The following is a 19,493-nucleotide window of genomic DNA, read 5'->3' as shown; positions in this document are numbered from 1 at the left end:
CGTACGTCACCGCCCAGCTGTGGCGGCGCTGGCGGGTTGCGGGCCGAGACTCGACGCGATCGGCCGCCGGCTGGCGACCGCAGCCTAGGCGGCGAGCCGCCACTCGATCCGATCGGTGACGGCTCGCGGCTGAATCGGTTGACGCATTCGAGGCACGATGTCCGCGGAACCGCCTATCGTCCCGCCTGTGTCTACTCGTGGGCCGGAGCCCGAAATCCTGACCGAGACGCCGCCGCGCGGACGACGGCGTCGCGCTCTTGCGGCACTGCTTGCCGTTGCCGTCGTAGCGACGGGCGCGGCATTCGCCATCGATGGTCTCGATGTCCCTCTGCCTTGGTCGGAGCCCGGAGTCGATCCGAGCGAGGACCCTGATGGCGACGGGCTCTCGGTCGCAACTGAGGAGTCGGGTTTCACAACCGAGGCAGGCGCCACCTACCGCACAAGCGGCGACAGAGCAGACACTGACGGTGATGGTCTCTCCGACGGCGAGGAGGCCGGTGCCGTCGTATCGACGAGCGGGGACGAGTCGACGTACGTCGGCATCTCAGACCCCGGCAAGAAGGACTCTGACAGCGACGGGGTCACCGATGGCGACGAGTACTTCCTCGGGACGGATCCGTGGTCCGTGGACACGGACGACGACGACTTGCACGATGACGACGAGCTGTCGTTCGGGTCAGATCCTCTCGAAGCGAACCCAGATGAGGACGACTACTCCGATGCCGAGGAGCGAGAGCGGGGGTCGGCGCCGCTGGCGTACGACGAGAGCGGGTGGAGGAGCTACGTGGGCGCAGGGCTGACTGCACTGAAGTTAGGGCTGTCGGCGGCTGACAAGTACTCAGGTGGGGGGAAGGTGGCTCTAGCGGCCAAGGCACTCAAGGCAGCGAAGGCGGCGGGCATCGCCGCTCCCGTGCTCTGGAACGCGCTGAGGGGATGGGATTGGTCCGACGTCGACCTCGCAAGCCTGCGTGACGAGGTCTACGCGGACGACATGGACGAGCTGGCCGAGACGCTGGAAGGCGGGAAGAACGACTACGTCCCCTTCGTCGGCCGCAGGCCTGACGGAACGTTGGCTTACGTGGGGATCACCGACGACTTCGAGCAGCTGTCAGCTGCCCATGGTGGACCCATGACCCTGAGCATGATCGGAGAGCCGGAGCCGATGCCGCTCGGACAAGCACGGGCGGTCGCGGAGACGGTCATCAAGATCCTTCACGACCGGATGGACGGCAACGACCTGGCCAACACGCGGCACGTGATCGATCCGGCCCACAACTTGTATGCCCCGGCAACGAAGTGGGGTGCTTACGAGCTCGACCGCATCGAGTTCGAGTGGTGAGCCGCGGAGAGGGGCCGTGTGGGCGCGTGCGACAAGGTCGACTCAGCGCGACACGACACCTCCTGCGATCGACGCATATCTGCGGCGCCTCCGCGCTCATCCGTTGAGTATCCGAATGGCCCGCGCAGCGCGCCCGAGGCGCCGCGGGGAGCACAGCGCTCACGTCTTCAGCGCGGTCCCATGTTGGAGGACCGGAGCTCTGACCCTCGACGTCCACCTATGCCAGCACCTCGGGTCCATGCTCTTCGCTCGCTCAGGTCGACGGAATCAGGAATCCTCCACCTGAGGTGAAGTACGAGAGTCGCGGACTGGACCGCGCGGCGGGTACAGCGCTCGGCGTGCGAACCCGACGAGGCGGCCAGGGTAGCCGCCGCCCGCACGGCACTGCCTTGGGCGTCGACCACCTCGTCGAGCTCTGAAACCTGACGGACACGCGCCATGCCGGTCGCTCCGCGAACCCACTGTCGGTGATTGTCTCTAGCGTCGCAGCACTGGCGATCGCGGGGCGGTCCGGATGGGGGTCGAAGCAATGAGCGGAGAGCTGGAGCGCCGGTGGGACGACGCAGTGGAGACGGCATGGCGGGAGCTCCGGCAGCGGCTGGCCGACCACGTCGCGGGGATGGACGCAGGCGACTCGATCGTCGTCGGGCTCACCGAGTCGTACGAGGACGGCGCGGCGCCCTACTGCCAGGTGGCGCTCGGGGAGCGGATGGTGCGCGTCGAGGCGGTCAGCAAACGTCCACCTCGCGGCCGAGTGCCGGCTCGACGTGTTCCAGGAGGGCCTCTTGACGCACCTGGGCTTCCACCGGCCCGAGGCCGAGGACTGGTCCGAGGGTGAGACCAACCACTGGCTCGACGTCGAGCAGCGCGAGGCCGACCGGGCCGCGGTCATGGTGGTGCGTGCGTTGCGCGAGGTCTACGGCGTGCTGCACCCCGTCTACCTCGACGCCGACGGCATCGAGTCCGAGCGAGCGGCCCGTGAGCTGCCGCCGACATCCAGTCGCGAGGAGCCTGACCTCGACCAGGTCATGCGGCCGAGGTCGGTCGAGGAGGTCCGTGAGGTCGTGGACCGCGCCGTCAGCGGGCTCTACGAGGACGCGCCTCAGTGGGACGAGGACGGCGACCTGCCTCTGCCGACCGGCGAGCGCGTCGTCTGGGTCACCATGTCCCAGCAGGCGCCGCGAATCCTGATCCACTGCATGCTTCTCGGCGATGTCGAGGACGGCGACCCGCTGCTCGGCGAGCTGAACCGGCTCAACGTCGCCGAGCTCGGCCTCACCTTCCTCTGGCGCGGGGACCACGTGTCAGTCACCCGCGAGGTGCCGCTCGACGCTGTCGTGCCCAGCGTGCTGGCGAGCGACATCGCGCGTGTCGTCACTCAGGTCGATGGCTGGGCCGCCGGCCTGCGCCGGGCCCGGCGTGTGCTTCCTCGCCCGCGGCTCGGCGAACGCGGCAGCCGCTTCGCGACCGCGTACGCCGTGATGGCCGAGCTCGAGCGCGACGAGCGCGGCTCCGTCGGCCCCGCGGCGATGGCGCGGATCTACGGCGACACCGGGCTGCTCCTCAAGGCGATCCGGATCACCGAGCAGCGGCGTCGCGACGCACGCACCAGCCTCCGCGAGGCTCGCGCGCTGAAGCAGCGGAGCAAGGAGAAGGCCGTGCAAGCGCGCCACGACTACCTTCGCGACCTCGCCGTTCGCATGCGCGCCGGGCTCCGGCTGATGGTCGACGGCCCGGTGCGGAAGGTGCAGCCCGACCAGCTCGCGCTCTTCGACGAGGACGAGGGACCGGCCGGTGACGGCGTTCGGGGGACGCACGGCCGTCTTCGGTGATGGGGTTGCCGCATGCCGCGCCTGATCCCCGAGAGCCCGACGTTCACCACCCCGTCCGAGCAGGCCGTGTGGGAGCGGCTGCGCGACAGCCTCGCCGCCGACGACGTCCTCATCGCCAACCTGCGGCTCACCGACGAGCAGAAGGACCACGAGGCGGACCTCGTCGTGCTGATGCCCGACGTCGGGATCGTGGTCCTCGAGGTGAAGGGTGGCAGCGTCTGGTGGGACGACGGCTGGCGGATCGTGCGAGGTGGCCGCGAGGCAGCCATCCACCCCGTCGACCAGGCGCGCGGCGCGAAGTACGCCCTGCGCGGCTACGTGGAGCGCGACCTGCGGTGGGGGAGCCGCAGCCGGGTCGCGTGGGCACACGCCGTCGTGACGCCGCACGCCGAGTTCGGCGCGGACTTCGAGCTGCCCGACCTCCCCCGGTGGACGCTGCACGACAAGGACGACCAGGAGCACCTCGTCGGACGGCTGCGGCAGAACGCGCACCGGATGACCCATGGCCAGCGGGTGGCGACCACCGACGACGTCGAGGAGATCGCCGAGATCCTGACCGGACGCCTGCCCACGTCGTACGACGTCCGCGCGGAGGCGGACGAGCGGGCCGAGGTGGCCGACCGGCTGACGATGGAACAGGCGACGATCCTGCGCGTCACCCGTCTGCTCAACCGCGTCGAGGTGCGCGGCGGCGCCGGCAGCGGGAAGACCGTCCTCGCGCTGCAGCAGGCCAAGGAGCTCACGCGTGGTGGGCAGGACCGCAAGCCGCAGCGCGTGGCGCTGCTGTGCTACTCCATCGGCCTGGCTGAGCACCTCAAGCGCGAGGTCGCCGGCTGGCACCACCGCCACCGGCCGGCGTTCGTCGGGACGTTCCACGCCTTCGGGCAGCAGTGGGGCGCCGCCGACGGCGACCGCACCGACAGCGAGTTCTGGGAGGAGCGCCTGCCCGCCGAGATGGCGGAGCTGGCCGCGGACCTGCCGGACGGGAAGAAGTTCGACGCTGTCATCGTCGACGAGGCGCAGGACTTCGCCGACTCGTGGTGGACGCCCCTGCTGCGCTCGCTGCGCGACGAGCAAGAGGGCGGCCTCTACGTCTACTCCGACGAGAACCAGCGCATCTTCGCCCGTTTCGGCCGCCCACCGGTGGCGCTCGTGCCACTGGTCCTCGACCACAACCTCCGCAACACCAAGCAGATCCACGAGTCGTTCGGACCGCTGGCCCCGAGCCGGATGTACTCCCGCGGCGCCGACGGGCCGGCCGTCCGCTTCCTCGACACGACGGGCCAGGACCCGCTCGACGTCGCGGACGACGTGGTCGACCGGCTCCTCGACGCCGGCTGGGACCCGCGCCACGTCGCGCTGCTGACGACCGGCCACCGCCACCCGATCCAGGTGGAGCGCACGGACTTCCACGACCAGGACGGCTACTGGCGCACCTACTGGGACGACGACGTCTTCTACGGCCACGTCCTCGGCTGCAAGGGGCTCGAGCGACGAGCGGTGGTGCTGTGCCTCAACAAGGACGGCACCCGCGACCGGGCGCGGGAGCGGCTCTACGTCGGGATGTCGCGCGCCACCGATGAGCTGGTGGTCGTGGGGGATCCGGCGACCGTACGCCGGGTGGCGGGGGACGACGTGGCCCGGCGGCTCGGCATCCGCTGAGGCCCGTCCTTCAGGAGTCGGTGTCGACGACGTAGGCGTCGTGGTCGGACAGGCGCCGCCCGTCGTGCTCGGCCACCACGCGCCGCGCGGTGGCGGCCGTGCCGGCGGGAAGCGCGACGTGGTCGATGCTCAGCAGGCCGTCCAGCGCGTGCGGCAGCTCCGCGGTCGGCACCGTCAACCCGAGCTCCGCCACCGCACGGCTGATCGCCGCGCGACCGCCCGCGGAGCCCGCGTGCTCGCGACCGGTGAGGGCGTGGTTCCAGTCGCCGCCCCACACCAGGGACCTGCACGGGCGCAGGCGGAGGAGCAGGTCGTCGACGGCGTTCAGGGTCTTCTCGGCGTGACGGTCGCCGACCCACACGGGGCCGGACCGGGCGCTCCGCCACGGCAGCACCGAGCTGACGTACGTCGTCGCGCCGACCTGCGCCTGCGCGCTCGCGGGGTGCGGATCCGGGGCCGAGGTCATCGGCAGCCGGCTGGCGACGGCCGCCCAGCGACGTCGCGGAGCCGCTAGCGACTGCGAGCGGTGGACGGCGAAGCCGGCGAGGCTCGTCGACTCGTTGACCTCGGTGAGCAGCCAGACGTCGCAGTCCTGCTCCGCCAGCAGGGCCTCGTGGTCGTCGGACCAGCGGCCGTCGAGGTTCCAGGTCCCGATGCGCACGCCCGCATCCTGTCGGACGCGCCTCGACCGAGCACGCCGAGGTCCGCCGGCACGTCGACCGGGCGCGCCCCCGGCGCGGCGTGCGCGCGTGCCCAAAATCGGGGCAGCCCCACCCTCGGGACGGCCGTACCCTCAAAAGATTCGAGACGAGGGAACGGGGTGGACCGACAGCCGCAGCTCAACCTGCACGTGCTCGGCGAGCTCACGGCCACGCGCGACGGCGCGGTCGTGGACCTCGGCGGGCGCCGTCAGCGCGCCGTGCTGGCGGGACTGGTGATCCACCGAGACCAGGTCGTGCCGGCCGACCGGCTGGTCGGGTGCGTGTGGGGCGAGCAGCCGCCCGTCAATGCCTCCGGTGCGCTGCAGGCGTACGTCAGCCACCTGCGCCGGCGGCTCGAGCCCGACGCGACGGCCCGGCAGCGCGAGGGCGTCATCGCCCGCGCCGGGCCCGGCTACGTGCTGCGGCTCCCGCCCGACGCCGTGGATGCGTGGACCTTCGAGGCGGCCGTCGAGTCAGCCGCGGGCGAGTCGCCCGTGGAGGCAGCGTGCACGCTCGACACCGCGCTGAAGGCCTGGCGCGGGCCGGCGTACGCCGACTACGCGGGCGAGGCGTGGGTGGAGGCGGAGTGCGCCCGGCTCACGGAGCTGCGCGCGGTCGCCCGGGAACGCCTCCTCGCGGCGAGGCTCGAGCTCGGCGAGGCGCAGCTCGTCATCGGCGACCTCGAGGCGCTCGTCAAGGAGGACCCGCTGCGCGAGGAGCGCTGGCGGCTGCTCACCCTCGCGCTCTACCGGGCGCACCGCCAAGCCGCGGCGCTCGAGGCACTCAGAAGAGCAAGGACGGTCCTTGCCGACGAGCTGGGCGTCGACCCCGGTCCCGCCCTGCGCGCGCTCGAGGCGGAGGTGCTGGCCCAGTCGCCCGACCTCGACGGCCCGCCGGCCGCCAGGGCCGCGGACGCGACCGCGCTGGTCCCGCGACCCCGCACGCCCGACGGGATCGTCGACCGCGACCACGAGCTGACCCTCCTGAGGGAGAGGCTCGAGGACCTGGCCGACGGGACCTCCGGGTGCGTGCTCGTCGAGGGGCCCGCAGGCATCGGCAAGACCCGTCTGCTCGACGAGCTGCGCCGGCTCGCGGTCGCCGCCGGCGTGTGGGTGCGGTCGGCACGGAGCAGCGCGCTGGAGCAGGACTTCGAGTGGGGAGTGGTCCGGCAGCTGTTCGGCGCCGGCGTGGACGACGTCCTGGGTCGCGCGGAGCGCTTCGCCGTGCTCCGCGGGCTGTGCGAGCTGACGACCCGCCTCGCCGAGCAGGCCCCGTTCGTGCTCTGCGTCGACGACGTCCAGCGGTGCGACGAGGCGTCGCTGCAGTTCCTCGCCTACCTTGTCCCGCGCCTCGAGGAGCTGCCCGTGCTGATCGTCCTCACGATGCGCACCGGCGAGCCGCAGCACGCCGACGACCTCGTCGAGCTCGTCGCCGACGAGACGGTCACCGTCGTACGCCCCGCGCCGCTCACCGAGCAGGGCACCGCCGCGCTGGTGGCCGACCGCCTGGGGCGCGGCGCCGACGCGTTCGTCGCGACCTGCCACCGGATGACCTCGGGCAACCCGCTGCTCCTGCGCCAGCTGCTGCGCGCCCTCGCCGACCAGGGCGTCCCGCCGGACGCGGCTCACGTCGACACCGTCCGGGCCGTCGGGTCGCGGGCGATCACCTCGCTCGTCACCCTCCGCCTGCGGCGCATGCCGGAAAGGGTCTCGATCGTCGCGCACGCCGTCGCCGTGCTCGGGCCGACGGCCGACCTGCGGAGCGTCGCCGACCTCGCGCGGCGCCCGGAGGAGGAGGTCGCGGCCGCGCTCGACGTCCTGGCGCGCGGCGAGATCCTGCGCGACGGGCAGCCCGGGCAGCCGCTCGACTTCGTCAACCCGCTCGTGCGCGACGCCATCCACGCCGACATCCCGCCGGGCGAGCGCGCGCTGCTCCACGCGCGGATGGAGCGCCGGCTCAAGTCATCCTCAAGTCGCCCCGCTCACGCTGGGGTGCCGACCCCGTGAGGTGCTGACGTGCCAGAGACCATGCCCGAGTCGACGCCGCTCCCCGCCGCGGGCACCGCGGACGCTGCGGCGCTCCGCGGGCTGGCCGGCGGCGCCGTCCACCTGCCCGGCGACCCGCTCTACGACGAGGCGCGGATGCCGTGGAACCTCCAGGTCGACGAGCACCCGGCCGCGGTCGCCTACCCGGCCGACCCGCACGAGGTCGCGCGGATCGTCCGGGCGGCCGCGGAGTCCGGCCTCAAGGTCGCGCCGCAGGGCACCGGCCACGGCGCCCCGCCGCTCGCGGGCCGGCTGGGCGACGCGGTGCTGCTGCGCACCTCGGCGATGACCGGGCTGCGCGTCGACGCCGCCACGCGCACGGCGCGCGCCGAGGCGGGCGTGCTGTGGGGCGACGTCGTGGCCCGGGCGGCGCGCGTGGGCCTGGCCGGGATGCACATGTCGAGCCCGGGCGTCGGCGTCGTCGGCTCCTCGCTCGGTGGCGGGGTCAGCTGGTACTCCCGCCAGCACGGGCTGCAGTGCAGCGCCATCACGGCCGTCGAGGTGGTGCTCGCCGACGGCACCTTCGTCCGCGCCACCGACGACCAGGACCCCGAGCTGCTGTGGGCGGCGCGGGGCGGCACCGGAGGGTTCGGGGTCGTCACCGCGCTCGAGTTCGACCTGCTGCCGGTGCGGACGGCGTACGCCGGGATGCTGGCGTGGGACTGGCGGCACACGCGGCGCGTGCTCACCGCCTGGGGCGAGTGGACGGCCGACGCACCCGAGTCGGTGACGAGCGTGGCGCGGATCTTCCAGGTGCCCGACGTCGCGTCGCTGCCGGGGCAGCTGCGCGGGCGGAAGATGGTGATGATCGACGCCGTGGCCCTCGGCGACGCCGAGGCGGGTGCGCGCTCCATCGCACCACTGCGTGCCCTGCGCCCCGAGATCGACACGTTCGCGCAGATGCCGGCCGCCGACATCGCCCACCTGCAGCTCGACCCCCAGGAGCCCACGGCCGTCTACGCCAACAGCGTGCTCGTCCACGGCTTCCCCGCGGACGCGGTGGACGCGCTCGTCGCGGCGGCCGGCCCGGGCTCGGGCAGCAACCTGCTCTTCGTGGAGCTGCGGCAGCTGGCCGGTGCGCTGGCGCGGCCCGCGCCCCGCGGTGGCGCCCTCGACCACCTGCCCGCCGCGTTCCTGGTGCTCGGCGTCGGGCTCGACGTGGGCACCGGGTGGGGCGCGGTGCGCGCGGACGCGATGCGGATCCTGGACTCGCTGGCGCCTTGGTCGTCGCGGGCGTCGTACCTGTCGATGGCCTACGAGGCCGCGGCCCGCCGCGGGTTCGCGGCAGCGGCCTACGAGCGACTCGTGCGGATCCGACGGACGGTCGACCCCGACGGCGTGTTCGTGGCGCCCCAGGCCGCCGCAGGCAGCTGATCCGCGACCGGGCTCAAGTCGCGTTCAAGCGGGCCGCAAGTGCCCGGGCGCACCGTCGTGACGTCAACGACGACTTCACACGGAGGAAGCATGACCATCGCACAGACCAGCACCGCGGCCGTACCGTTCGCCGAGCTGGACGCCCTCACGATCGGCACCGTCGCGGTGCCCGGCGACAGGACGTACGACGCCCTCGTCTCGCCGTGGAACTTCGCCGTCCCGGTCCGGCCCGCCGCCGTCCTGGCGGCGCACGACGCCCAGGACGTCGTCGAGGCCGTGCAGTTCGCGGCCCGCCACGGCATCCGCGTGACGCCGCAGGCCACCGGCCACGGCCCGATGGCCGACCTGACCACCGAGCTGCTCGTCACCACCAAGGGGCTCGACGAGGTGGTCGTCCACCCCGAGGAGGGCTGGGCCCGCGCCGGCGCCGGTGTGAAGTGGCTGGCGGTCGTGGAGGCCGCCGCGCCGTACGGTCTGGCGCCGCTGTCGGGCTCGATCACCGACGTGGGCATCGTCGGCTACACCACCGGCGGTGGGCTCGGGCCGATGGCCCGCACCTACGGCCTGGCCATCGACAAGGTGCGCGCCATCGAGGTCGTCACCGGCGACGGCGTGCTGCGGAGGGCCACGCCGACCGAGCACCCCGAGCTCTTCTTCGCCCTGCGCGGCGCGAAGGGGATGCTCGGCATCGTCACGGCCATCGAGTTCGACCTGGTGCAGCAGCCCCGGTTCTACGGTGGATCGCTGTGGTTCGACGGCGCGGACGCGTCCGCGGTCATCGCCGCCTGGCGCTCCTGGTCGGCGGAGCTGCCCGAGGAGGGCACGACGTCCTTCGCGCTCTTCCAGCTGCCCGACATGGACGGCGTGCCGCCGATGCTCGCCGGCCGCCTGAGCCTGTCGGTGCGCTTCGTCTGGACGGGCTCCGCCGAGGACGGGGAGCGCTGGTTCGCCGCGATGCGGGCCGCTGCTCCGGCGATCCTCGACGACGTGTCCGAGAGGCCCTACACCGCGATCGACTCGGTCCACACCGACCCGCTCGACCCGACTCCCGCCCACGAGGCCGGCGGCGTGCTCGCCGACTTCCCCGCGGAGGCGGCCGACGCGCTGCTCGCGCTCACCGGACCGGGAGTGGGCTCCCCGCAGGTGCTGGTGGAGGTACGCCAGCTCGGCGGCGCCTTCGCCCGCCCCGGCGAGCACCCGAGCGCCTTCGCCTCGCGCGACGCGGCGTACTCGCTGCTGGTCGTCGGCATCTCGGAGGTCCCGGGCGTGGAGGACCACGCGCGGGCGATCCTCGACGCGATGGCGCCGTGGACCGGCGCGCACCGGCTGCCGAACTTCACGTTCACGCCGGAGGAGTACGTCGACGCCTACGACGAGGTCACCCTCGCCCGGCTGCGGCGGGCGCGGCGGACCTACGACCCCGAGGGCGTGCTCAGGATCGGCGGCGTGCTGGGCTGAGCCCCGCCTCGGCTCGTGGCCCCCGGTCGCGGGGGCCACGAGTCGTTCGGGTCGTCGTGCGCCGGCAGGCGGGATGTCCGGTCAGGCCAGCGCGCCCAGGCCCGGCGACACCACGACGTCGGCCGCGTCCCGCGTCGCTGACACCAGCCGGGCGTTCGGCTCGTCGACGGCCTCCACCCACGCCCGGGCGCCGGCCGGTGACTTCCCGAACTGCTCGTGCCGCCGGACCAGGCGCGAGCGGCGCACGCCGTCGTCGACCTCGACGAACCACGCCTCGGCCAGCAGCGGGCGCACGCGCTCCCAGCCGCCGTCGGGCAGCAGCAGGTAGTTGCCCTCGGTGACCACGAGCCGCACCGACGGCTCGATCGCGATCGCGGCGGCGACGGGCTGCTCGAGGTCCCGCTCGAAGCCGGGGACGTACAGCGTCCGGTCGGGGAAGTCGTGCAACCGCGCGAGCGAGGCGACGTAGCCGTCGACGTCGAAGGTGTCCGGCGCACCCTTGCGCTCGCGGCGGCCGAGCCGGTCGAGCTGGACGTCGGCGAGGTGGAAGCCATCCATCGGCAGGTGGCCCAGGGTGTCCTCGCCGAGGCGAGCGGCCAACGAGGCGAGCAGCAGCGAGGTCAGTGTCGACTTTCCCGCGCCGGGCGGACCGACGATCCCCAGCACCACCCGCCCCGGCCGGTCCAGCAGGCGCGCGGCGCGGTCGACGAGCGGGAGGAGGGGCGACGACACGGCTTGCCTCGGCGAGCTCAGGACGACGCCGGCAGCATGATCGTGCCGAGCGGCGGGCGGGAGACGGTCTTGAGCACGAGATCCTCCGAGATCGGCGTTGCAGCAGGCTAGCCAGAGGCGGTGGTCGTTCACAGCCCGCACCGCCCGGGTTTGCCGATCGACGTGGTGGGAACATTCCGCCTCATGGGACAGCCCACCCTTCCACCGGTCGTGTACGCACCGACGATCGACCTCGACGGCGCGACCCGGATCCGGATGCACGAGATGCGCGACGGCCGCACCGCACTGTTCGTCTACTCCGCCATCGACCGGCTCGAGGAGCAGTACGGCGACGACGCCCGCTGGGTCCTCCTGGGGGTCGACGACCTGCAGCACGCGTTCGAGCAGGTGCCCTACGACCTGCTCTTCCTCGACCGCGAGCTGCACCCGGAGGGGGCCCGCGGTGAGTGAGGTCCGTGTCCCACCAGCCACCCTCGGCGCGATCCGGGGTCACCTCGACGCGGCGGCGGCAGACGTCGAGGAGACCGCCGGGTCCGCGCCCACGAGCGTCGACGGCGGCGACATGACGCCGCTGCTGACCGCGATGCTCTCGAAGCTGGTCGACAGCGCGGCCTCGATGTCGGAGGGCCTGAGCGTCACCAGCTCGCAGGTGGGCGCGACCGACGCCGACTTCTGGGCGAGCGACGCCGACGTCGCGTCCACGTTCGAAGGCGGAGGTCCCCGTGTCGATTGACACCGAGATCACCGGCTCGCCGGCGTCCATCCGCGCCGGCGCCGACTGGGTCGGCGACACCCTGCGGCCCGCCATCCGGGCCGGCGTGGACGCGTTCGCCGCCTCCCGCACCGAGGCCGGCGGTGACTGGCGTGGTGGGGCCGGCGCGGCGTTCGAGGGGGCGATGGGACGGGCCGTCCGGGTCGCGGAGGGCCTGCGTGAGGGCGCCACCAGCGTGTGCACGGCCTTCCGCGAGTACGCCGGGTCGCTGGAGGGCTGCCAGCAGCGGATGGAGGGCATCCGGGCCGATGCCCGCGACGCCGGGCTCACGGTGTCGGGCTTCGTCATCCAGTCGCCGGGCGCAGGACCGGCCCGACCCGGCGAGCCGCCGGTCGACGCGTCGCCGGGGCAGGTCGACGCCCACAACGCCGACGTGGCGGCGTACGACGCCCACCAGGACAAGATCCGCGCCTACAACGAGCTCGTCACCCGCGCCGAGGAGGTGTGGTCCGACATCGAGCGCGCGTGGGAGCGCGTGTCCGCAGCCAACCGGGCGATGGACGCGCCGACGTGGGCGTTCAACCTCACCTCCGTCGCGGGCGGCCTCGCCGGCGCCCTGACGGAGGTCCAGGCCAGCGCGCTGCGCGGCAACGCGCAGTACTTCGCCGACCTCTCCGCCGAGCACCTCGACCGGCTGCGCAACACCGGCCGGGTGCCCAACGCCGCGCAGTTCTACGACGACCTCGACCACTGGCGCAGCACCGCTGCCGGCGCCGCCGACGACCTGGCGCGAGCCTCCCGGCTGGCCAACGCGGCCCGCTTCGCTCCCGTCGCGCTCGGTGGCGTCCTCGCGGTCGGCGGCATCTTCTACGACATGCACGGCCCCAACCAGGAGAGTGCCGAGCAGGCCGTCACCTCCAACCTCGGAGGCTTCGCCGCGTCCGTGGGCACCGGCGCGCTCGTCGGCACGGCGATCGGCGGACCGGTCGGCACCGTCGTGGGCACCGTCGTGGGTGCCGGCGTCGGCATCTTCACCTCCGGCATGATCGACGAGCTCTGGGAGAACGGCGGAGACGTCGGCGACGCCGTCCTCGCCGGCGTCGACGCGGTGGTCGAGACCGGCGAGGCCATCGCGGACGTCGGCGGCGCGATCGTCGACGGCATCGGCGGACTGTTCGACTGACGACGACGATGAGCCTGATGCGCCGGAGGGTGCCCGAGGCGCCGGATGAGAGGGTGCTGCCGTGACGACGACGACGGAGGTGCGGCCCGCCGGCATGCGGATTCTCAGCTGGTTCGGCATCGTCGTGCTGCTCGGCCTCGGGGTGCCGCTGACCGGCATGGGACTGCTCGGCCTGCACACCACGTTGGGCCGGGGCTTCCTGTGCGCCGGGCTGGTCCTCCTCGTGGCGGCCGTCGGCGGAGTGGCCCGCGAGGTGGTCGAGCTCCAGGTGCGGCGCGACCCGCCCCGCGCCCGGCTGGCGACCCTCGACGGGGAGGGCGCCCTCCACCTGCCCCGGGCCACCGGACCGACCCTGGTGTCGTCGGGGCTGCTGGCCGGCCTGGCCGCCGTCGCCGCCCTCGGTGCCGTCTTCGCCGCACTGGACGAGGGCTGGCTCTGGACGATCGCGCTCGGTCTGGTCGCGGCGTGGGTCGGCTGGAGCAGCGCGATCCACCTCGGGGGCCGCTTCGCCGGGGGCCTCTGGCTGACGCCGACCCGGTTGCGCCACGAGGACCGCGGTGTCGCGGTCGAGGTGCCGTGGGACGACGTCACGGGGGTCGTGCCGCAGCAGCCGATGCCCGTGCTGGTGCGGCCGGACCGCACCCCGACCACGACCCGCACGGGGCCGCGGGGCCGCGCCTGGAAGCCGGTGACCGACAGCGGCACGCTGCGGGTCGACACCCGGTACCTGGCCGGCGGCAGCACCCTGGCGTCGTACGTCATCGCGAAGGCGGTCGCCGAGCCGGCCTCCCGCCCGGTGCTCGGCACGCGGGACAGCCTGCCGCCCGCCTGAGCCCCCGCGACGGCCGTCAGCGCACCTCGCGCGCCAGCCGCGCGACCGCGTCGGCCACCCGCGGACCGAACATCACCGGGTCGTTGTGGTCAGCGCCGCGGAGGACGACGCGCTCCACCAGCGAGCGGACGCCGTCGGCGACTCGGTCGCTGAGCTCGGTGGGTACGACGCCGTCACGGTCGCCGTAGACCACGGTGACGGGCACGTCGCTCGCGGCGAGCGGGTCGAGGACGGGGAACCGGTCGCGGAGCAGCGTGCGCACGGGGAGCCACGGGTAGTGGTGCGCGCCGACGTCGGCCAGCTCGGTGAACGGCGAGCGCAGCACGACTCCGGCCGGACGGTGCCGCTCCTGCAGCCCGGCGACGACGCCCGTGCCGAGGGACTCACCGAAGAAGATCGTGCGGTCGAGGGGATGGCCGAGGTCGGCGAGCGCCCGCACCGCCGCGTCGGCATCGGCAGCCAGGCCGTCCTCGGTGGGGCTCCCGGGGTTGCCGCCGTAGCCGCGGTAGTCCATCAGCAGCACGCCGAACCCGCGGTCGGCGAGCAGGCGGGCGAGGCCGGTCCGTCCGGCGCGGTTGCCGCCGTTGCCGGGAGCCATCAGCACCGCCATGCCGGTGTCGGTCGCGGCGTCGGCCGGCAGGTACCACGCGCCCAGCTCCAGGCCGTCGGCCGTCTCCAGCGTCACGTCGCGCGCCCCGGGCAGCACCTCGCCGGCCGGCGGTACGTCGCTCGTGTCGGGGAAGTAGATGAGCTGCCGCTGCAGGCCCCACACGGCCGCCAGCGCCAGCGCGAGGAGCACCACCACGACCACGAGCGCCACGACGAGCCTCCTGACGCCTGATCGGGCCACCGCCTCATGGTGGCACGCGACGACTCGAGGGTCAGTCCAGAGAGCTGAGGTCCGGCGGCACGTCGACGGCGTGCGTGCGCAGCACCTCGAGGGGTACGACGTCGAGGGCGCGCTCCGAGGTGGCCGCCAGCACGACGGGCGCCGCGACCCCGGCGTCGTACGCCTGGACCCAGCGGACGGCGACCACGCACCAGCGGTCGCCCGGCACGAGGCCCGGGAAGTGCCACTCGGGGCGCGGGGTGGACAGGTCGTTGCCCACCGACGCCTGGTGGGCGAGGAACTCCTCGGTCATCACCGCGCAGATCGCGTGCAGGCCGACGTCCTGCGGGCCGACCGTGCAGGTGCCGTCGCGGTGGAAGCCGGTCAGGGGGTCGGTGCCGCAGGGCTCCAGGTCGCCGCCGAGGACGTTGCGCTCCGTCATGAAGCGATCATCGCGCGAGCGGCCCGCGGATCGTCGTCGACCCGCGCGCCCGAGCCCGGTGCTGGATCGCGACGTCGGGCACGAGCGGTGGTGCAGACAGACAGAGGGGCGTCCCGCGGGGGACGGGACGCCCCTCACACCAGCTCGTCAGCGGACGAGGAACGCGTCGGGGGAGAGCGCTCGGTCGTCCGCCTCGACTCACTGGTTGTAGGTGGTGCCGTCGAGCTGGACGGAGTCCCACTGGTAGACGGCGTTGGCGCTCTTGCCCTGGTCGGCGTTGGGGGTGTCCTGGGCGAGCTTGACGGTGAAGGTGTAGGTGTGGGCGTCGCCGGCGGCGTAGGTGCCGAGGGCGGTCTTGGTGCCGTCGACGAGGCCGCCGAAGGTGCCGGTGTAGACGGTGGCGCCGGTGGTGGTGTCGGTGATGGCGAGGCTGAGGTTGGCGCCGGTGAAGGCGTTGGTGGAGGAGACCTCGGTGAGGGTGAAGGCGGCGGGAAGGGACCCGGTGTTGGTGAGGGTCAGGGTGCCGTTGAGGGTGTCGCCGGGCTTGAGGTTGGTGAGGTCGAAGACGGCCTTGCCGTCCTTGGAGTTGGTGTGCTTGAGGGTGCCGGAGGTGACGGCGGAGGCGGTGTTGCCGGTGGTGGAGGTGAAGGTGGCGCCGGAGCCCACGGCGATGGCGCCGGCGGCCGCGAGGGTGGCGAGGGGGATGAGGACCTTGCGGCGGGTGGCGGCGGCGGTGGTGGTCACGGGGTGCTCCTGGGGCGTGTGCGGGGATCGGTGGTTGATGAGAAGAACGCTACGGAGCGCTGCTCCACGCGCACGTCGCGCTGAGGCTGCTCGTGCGCCACGCGAACCGCACAGTTCGCTACGGTCGCGCACACCCCTGCACCGACCCCGGAAGGCCCCCGGTCGGAGGGTCCCGGTCGGGGGGGCCCGGTCGGAGGGCGCCGGTCGGCGAGCTCCGGCCGGCGAGCTCAGGCCGGCAGCTCGAACCAGACCGTCGTGCCCGGCCCGTCGCCGGCCTCCACGCCGACGTGGCCGCCGTGCGCCTCGATGATGCGCGCGGTCGTCGCCAGCCCGATCCCGTGTCCCTCGGCCTCCGAGCCGCCCCGCACGAACAAACCGAAGACGTCGTCCACGCGGTCGGCGGGGATCCCGATGCCGTTGTCGCTGACCCGCACCCGCACGCGGTCCGCCGACCGCTCCGCCGACACGCACACGCGTGGGGCGACGCCCGGGCGAGCGAACTTCACGGCGTTGCCGAGCAGGTTGAGCGCGACCGAGTAGACGAGGTCGGGGTCGCACGGCACGACCGGCAGCTCGCCGAGCTCCACCACCGCACCACGCTCCGCGACGAGCCGGCCGATGTCGGCGCGCGCGCGGTGGAACACCTCGCGCAACGACGTCGGGCGCACCGACAGGCGCCCGCCCTCCTGGCCGTACGCCAGCACCTGGCCGATGAGGTCGTTCATCCGGCGGCCGCTGAGGAGGATGTCGTCCACCACCACGCGGAGGTCGTCGTCGGCCTGCACGACCGGCTCGCCCGCGAGCAGCTCGGCGTTGGCCAGGATGCCGGTGAGCGGCGTGCGCAGGTCGTGGCTGACCTGCTGGGCGAAGTTGCTGAGGTCACGGTTGGAGCGCCGGAGCTCGTCGCGCACGGCGGTCAGCTCGCCGAGGGACGCCTCCAGCTGGCGGGTGCGCAGCCGCAGCTCCAGGACGTCCATCACGCGGTCCGCCAGGACCACCAGCGTCTCCTGCTGCCGCTGGTCGAGCTCGCGGGGCTGGTGGTCGAACACGCAGAGCCGACCCACGGGCACGCCGTCGGGAGCGACGAGGGGTGCGGAGGCGTAGAAGCGGAACCGGTCCAGCACGCCGGTAACGAACGGGTTCGACGAGAACCGGTCGTCCACGGTGGCGTCCGGCACGACCACCGGGCCGGGATCGGTGGCCACGACCGCGCACATGGAGTCCTCACGGGCGCAGACCGACGGCCCGATGCCGGACGTCGCGATCATGTGCTGCTCGGTGCTCGTGAGCAGGTTGATGGCGGCCATCGGCGCGCCGGCGACCTGCGCCGCCAGGTCCACCAGGGCCTGCAGGTCGGCACTCGGCGGCGCGTGCAGGACGTCGTACTGCTCGACCTTGTCCTGGCTCAGGCGCTCGACGTCGTCCAAGCCTCGTCCTCTCGCGGTGCGGTGCGGTGCGACGAGCCTATCCCGCGGACGCGGCGGTCCGGGGCAGCATCAGCAGGAACCGCGAGCTGCCGCTCTCGTCGCGCACGAGGTAGCCGCCCAGCGCCTCCGCCAGCTCGGCGGCCTTCTCCAGCCCCTGCTCCACGTCGTCGCCGGCGGGCAGCGCGCCCTGCAGCTGCCGGTGCGTCGCCGCGCTGCCGGCGGTCGGCTGGTCGGCGTCCCCGACCCGGACCCGGAGGTGGGTGTCGAGCTCGGCGCAGTCCACCACGATCACGCCGGGCGTGTGCCGCGCCGCGTGGTCGAGCAGCATCTCGAGCAGCTCGGTGAGCTCCTCCGGCGCCACCCGGGCCGGCACGGTGCCCGACGACTCGAACCTGACCTCCCGCCGCTGGCCTGTCTCCGTCTGCCGCCAGTCCGCGATGACGTGCCGGACGAGGGCGGCGAGGTCGACGTCGAGCGTGCCGGTGCGGCGCGTGTCGCGGTCCTGCGCGAGCAGCTCCTGGATGGTCGAGCCGAGGCGGTCGATGGTCTCGAGCGCCGTCGCCAGCTCCTCGGCGACCGCGGGCGCGGTCTCCGGCCAGTGCCGCAGGTCCTCGAGCTGCAGGTTGAGCCCGGTGATCGGGGTCAGCAGCTCGTGGGAGGCGTTGACGGCGAACTCGCGCTCGCGCTGGACGAGGGCGTCGAGCTGGGCGGCGCTGCGGCGCAGGGCGGTGCCGATGGCCTCGGCCTCGGGGACGGCGTAGTGCGGCACGTCCTGGTGGAAGCGCCCCTGGCCCAGGGCGGTGGCGACGCCGGCGAGCTCCTGGAAGGGGCGGGACAGCCGGCGTGCCAGGAACAGCGCGGCGACCGCCGACGCGGCGAGCAGCGCGACCCCGAGCAGGACCAGCGGCATGATCGCGTCCGCCACGCCCTCCTCGACGACCGTCCCCGACCGCGTCAGGGTCAGCCGGCCGCCGCCGTCGACCGAGGCGGTGACGACCAGGTCCGAGTCGTCGGGCTCGAAGGAGTCACCGGCGCGCGTGGTGGTGCCGTCGGCCGCGACGTGGACGATGCTCTCGGCCTCGCCGAGCGCCTGCTCGAGGGACGACCGGGCGACCGGGAGGTCGCGCTCCTCCTGCACCGCGAGGACGGCGGCCATCGTGTCGACGACCCGCTGCATCTCGTGCTCCTGCTGGTGCTCCACGAGGTCGGCCAGGACGTACGCCCGCGGGACGCCGTACAGCGCGATCACGGCGACGGTGCCGCCAACCAGCAGCGCGAGCAGCCGGTCACGCATCGGACCGGTCACTCATCGGATCGGTCATCCGTCGGGCCGGTCACGCATCGAGCCGGTCACGCATCGGGAGCCTCCCGCTCCATCCGGAACCCGACGCCCCGGACGGTGTCGATGCGCGCGGGCGCCCGGTGGTCCTCGAGCTTCTGGCGGAGCCGGCCGATGGTGGCGTCGAGGGTGCGGGTGGAGCCGAACCAGTTCTCGTCCCAGACGCGGTCCATCAGCAGCTCGCGGGTGACGACCGCGCCCGGCTCGGCGTCGAGCAGGGCCAGCACGTCGAACTCCTTGGCGCTCACCGGCATCTCGCGGGAGCCGACCCAGACGCGCCGGGCGCGCGTGTCGACGCGGAACCCCTCCGTGGCCGCGGCCCGGGGCGCGGGCTCCGCGGCAGGCGGAGCGGCAGGCGACGCGGCAGCCGGCGGGACCGGCGGCGCAGCCGGCGCCGCGCTGGGGACGGCGGCCGCGGGCGCGGAGGTGGCTTCGGGGGTCGCTCCCGGGGTGCCAGCCGCCCCGTCCTGGCCGACGCCGCTGCGGCGCAGCAGCGCCCGCACGCGGGCCAACATCTCCGACAGCGGGAACGGCTTGGCGAGGTAGTCGTCGGCGCCGATGTCGAGCCCCACCACGCGGTCGAGCTCGCCGCCGCGCGCGGTGAGGATCATGATGCTGCCCGGGTAGCCGCCCTCCCGGGCGCGGCGGCAGACGTCGAGCCCGTCGATGTCCGGCAGGCCCAGGTCGAGGATCACGAGCTGGGGCGGCGCCGAGGTCACCACCTCCAGGGCGGCGAGCCCGCCGGTGACCCGCTCGACGGCGTACCCCTCACGCTCGAGGGTCCGGACCAGCGGCCTGGCGATGGTGTCGTCGTCCTCGACCAGCAGCACTCGCGGTGACAT

General features: G+C 73.7%; 19 protein-coding genes. 11 read left to right on the top strand and 8 right to left on the bottom strand.

The features are described 5' to 3' along the window. The first annotated feature begins 187 nt into the window (after window positions 1–187). From J3P32_RS05425 to J3P32_RS05415, 4 genes are all read left to right on the top strand, one after another. A complete protein-coding gene (locus J3P32_RS05425; protein WP_210438803.1) occupies window positions 188–1,339 on the top strand; it encodes a hypothetical protein in 1,152 nt (383 codons plus the stop codon). Window positions 1,340–1,853: 514 nt separating this feature from the next. Continuing rightward, window positions 1,854–2,177 (top strand): TY-Chap domain-containing protein, encoded by a 324-nt coding sequence (locus J3P32_RS18620; RefSeq protein WP_374222509.1) that lies wholly within the window; start codon window positions 1,854–1,856, stop codon window positions 2,175–2,177. Next, window positions 2,107–3,171 carry a T3SS (YopN, CesT) and YbjN peptide-binding chaperone 1 gene (locus J3P32_RS05420; protein WP_374222508.1) on the top strand — a complete coding sequence of 355 codons (1,065 nt, stop codon included), beginning with the start codon at window positions 2,107–2,109 and terminating at the stop codon, window positions 3,169–3,171. The genes J3P32_RS18620 and J3P32_RS05420 overlap by 71 nt, the downstream gene beginning before the upstream one ends. A 12-nt stretch (window positions 3,172–3,183) precedes the next feature. Further along, window positions 3,184–4,833, top strand: a complete 1,650-nt coding sequence (locus J3P32_RS05415) for a nuclease-related domain-containing DEAD/DEAH box helicase (RefSeq protein WP_210438801.1) — start codon at window positions 3,184–3,186, stop codon at window positions 4,831–4,833. A gap of 10 nt (window positions 4,834–4,843) precedes the next feature. Here J3P32_RS05415 and J3P32_RS05410 read toward each other — a convergent pair whose 3' ends face one another. Then, a complete protein-coding gene (locus J3P32_RS05410; protein ID WP_210438800.1) occupies window positions 4,844–5,494 on the bottom strand; it encodes an endonuclease/exonuclease/phosphatase family protein in 651 nt (216 codons plus the stop codon). Window positions 5,495–5,653: 159 nt separating this feature from the next. On the opposite strand from J3P32_RS05410, the gene J3P32_RS05405 reads away from it, so the two are divergent. The 3 genes from J3P32_RS05405 (at window position 5,654) to J3P32_RS05395 (ending at window position 10,411) form a co-directional block, all read left to right on the top strand. After that, complete coding sequence (locus J3P32_RS05405) at window positions 5,654–7,540, top strand: BTAD domain-containing putative transcriptional regulator (protein ID WP_210438799.1); 1,887 nt, start codon at window positions 5,654–5,656, stop codon at window positions 7,538–7,540. A gap of 9 nt (window positions 7,541–7,549) precedes the next feature. Next, window positions 7,550–8,953, top strand: coding sequence for an FAD-dependent oxidoreductase (locus J3P32_RS05400; RefSeq protein ID WP_210438798.1), 1,404 nt, complete (start codon window positions 7,550–7,552; stop codon window positions 8,951–8,953). A 90-nt stretch (window positions 8,954–9,043) separates the two neighbouring features. Continuing rightward, on the top strand, window positions 9,044–10,411 hold the full coding sequence (locus J3P32_RS05395) for an FAD-binding oxidoreductase (RefSeq protein WP_210438797.1): 1,368 nt from the start codon (window positions 9,044–9,046) through the stop codon (window positions 10,409–10,411). A gap of 81 nt (window positions 10,412–10,492) precedes the next feature. Here J3P32_RS05395 and J3P32_RS05390 read toward each other — a convergent pair whose 3' ends face one another. Then, complete coding sequence (locus tag J3P32_RS05390) at window positions 10,493–11,143, bottom strand: nucleoside/nucleotide kinase family protein (protein ID WP_210438796.1); 651 nt, start codon at window positions 11,141–11,143, stop codon at window positions 10,493–10,495. Between the two features lie 183 nt (window positions 11,144–11,326). Here J3P32_RS05390 and J3P32_RS05385 point away from each other — a divergent pair, with 183 nt between their 5' ends. From J3P32_RS05385 to J3P32_RS05370, 4 genes are all read left to right on the top strand, one after another. Next, on the top strand, window positions 11,327–11,593 hold the full coding sequence (locus J3P32_RS05385) for an SAV_915 family protein (RefSeq protein ID WP_210438795.1): 267 nt from the start codon (window positions 11,327–11,329) through the stop codon (window positions 11,591–11,593). Continuing rightward, window positions 11,586–11,876: a hypothetical protein gene (locus tag J3P32_RS05380; RefSeq protein WP_210438794.1), complete on the top strand. Its 291-nt coding sequence runs from the start codon at window positions 11,586–11,588 to the stop codon at window positions 11,874–11,876. Before J3P32_RS05385 ends, J3P32_RS05380 begins: the two co-directional genes overlap by 8 nt. Then, window positions 11,866–13,038, top strand: a complete 1,173-nt coding sequence (locus tag J3P32_RS05375) for a hypothetical protein (protein WP_210438793.1) — start codon at window positions 11,866–11,868, stop codon at window positions 13,036–13,038. The genes J3P32_RS05380 and J3P32_RS05375 overlap by 11 nt, the downstream gene beginning before the upstream one ends. A 61-nt stretch (window positions 13,039–13,099) precedes the next feature. Continuing rightward, window positions 13,100–13,870, top strand: a complete 771-nt coding sequence (locus J3P32_RS05370; protein WP_210438792.1) for a hypothetical protein — start codon at window positions 13,100–13,102, stop codon at window positions 13,868–13,870. A 16-nt stretch (window positions 13,871–13,886) separates the two neighbouring features. Here the strand turns inward: J3P32_RS05370 and J3P32_RS05365 are convergent, their stop codons facing one another. The 6 genes from J3P32_RS05365 to J3P32_RS05340 form a co-directional block, all read right to left on the bottom strand. Next, a complete protein-coding gene (locus J3P32_RS05365) occupies window positions 13,887–14,720 on the bottom strand; it encodes an alpha/beta hydrolase (RefSeq protein ID WP_210438791.1) in 834 nt (277 codons plus the stop codon). Between the two features lie 31 nt (window positions 14,721–14,751). Beyond that, complete coding sequence (locus tag J3P32_RS05360; protein ID WP_210438790.1) at window positions 14,752–15,141, bottom strand: DUF2237 family protein; 390 nt, start codon at window positions 15,139–15,141, stop codon at window positions 14,752–14,754. A 198-nt stretch (window positions 15,142–15,339) separates the two neighbouring features. Continuing rightward, window positions 15,340–15,885 carry a TasA family protein gene (locus tag J3P32_RS05355; protein ID WP_210438783.1) on the bottom strand — a complete coding sequence of 182 codons (546 nt, stop codon included), beginning with the start codon at window positions 15,883–15,885 and terminating at the stop codon, window positions 15,340–15,342. A gap of 227 nt (window positions 15,886–16,112) precedes the next feature. Beyond that, window positions 16,113–17,312, bottom strand: coding sequence for a sensor histidine kinase (locus tag J3P32_RS05350; RefSeq protein WP_210438789.1), 1,200 nt, complete (start codon window positions 17,310–17,312; stop codon window positions 16,113–16,115). Between the two features lie 37 nt (window positions 17,313–17,349). Then, entirely contained in the window at window positions 17,350–18,618 is a 1,269-nt protein-coding gene (locus J3P32_RS05345; protein ID WP_210438788.1) for a sensor histidine kinase, read from the bottom strand. A 44-nt stretch (window positions 18,619–18,662) separates the two neighbouring features. After that, entirely contained in the window at window positions 18,663–19,493 is an 831-nt protein-coding gene (locus tag J3P32_RS05340) for a response regulator transcription factor (protein WP_246849889.1), read from the bottom strand.

Source organism: Nocardioides xinjiangensis (genome assembly GCF_017916385.1).
In the GTDB taxonomy this organism is placed as follows: Bacteria; Actinomycetota; Actinomycetes; order Propionibacteriales; family Nocardioidaceae; genus Nocardioides; species Nocardioides xinjiangensis.
This window is presented reverse-complemented; position numbering and strand designations above follow the sequence as displayed.

Bases quoted from the DNA above. Each gene is read 5' to 3' on its own strand.
- J3P32_RS05395 (WP_210438797.1), top strand. From the start codon at position 9,044: ATGACCATCGCACAGACCAGCACCGCGGCCGTACCGTTCGCCGAGCTG.
- J3P32_RS18620 (WP_374222509.1), top strand. From the start codon at position 1,854: ATGGGGGTCGAAGCAATGAGCGGAGAGCTGGAGCGCCGGTGGGACGAC.
- J3P32_RS05415 (WP_210438801.1), top strand. From the start codon at position 3,184: ATGCCGCGCCTGATCCCCGAGAGCCCGACGTTCACCACCCCGTCCGAG.
- J3P32_RS05360 (WP_210438790.1), bottom strand. From the start codon at position 15,141: ATGACGGAGCGCAACGTCCTCGGCGGCGACCTGGAGCCCTGCGGCACC.
- J3P32_RS05385 (WP_210438795.1), top strand. From the start codon at position 11,327: ATGGGACAGCCCACCCTTCCACCGGTCGTGTACGCACCGACGATCGAC.
- J3P32_RS05340 (WP_246849889.1), bottom strand. From the start codon at position 19,493: ATGTCACCGCGAGTGCTGCTGGTCGAGGACGACGACACCATCGCCAGG.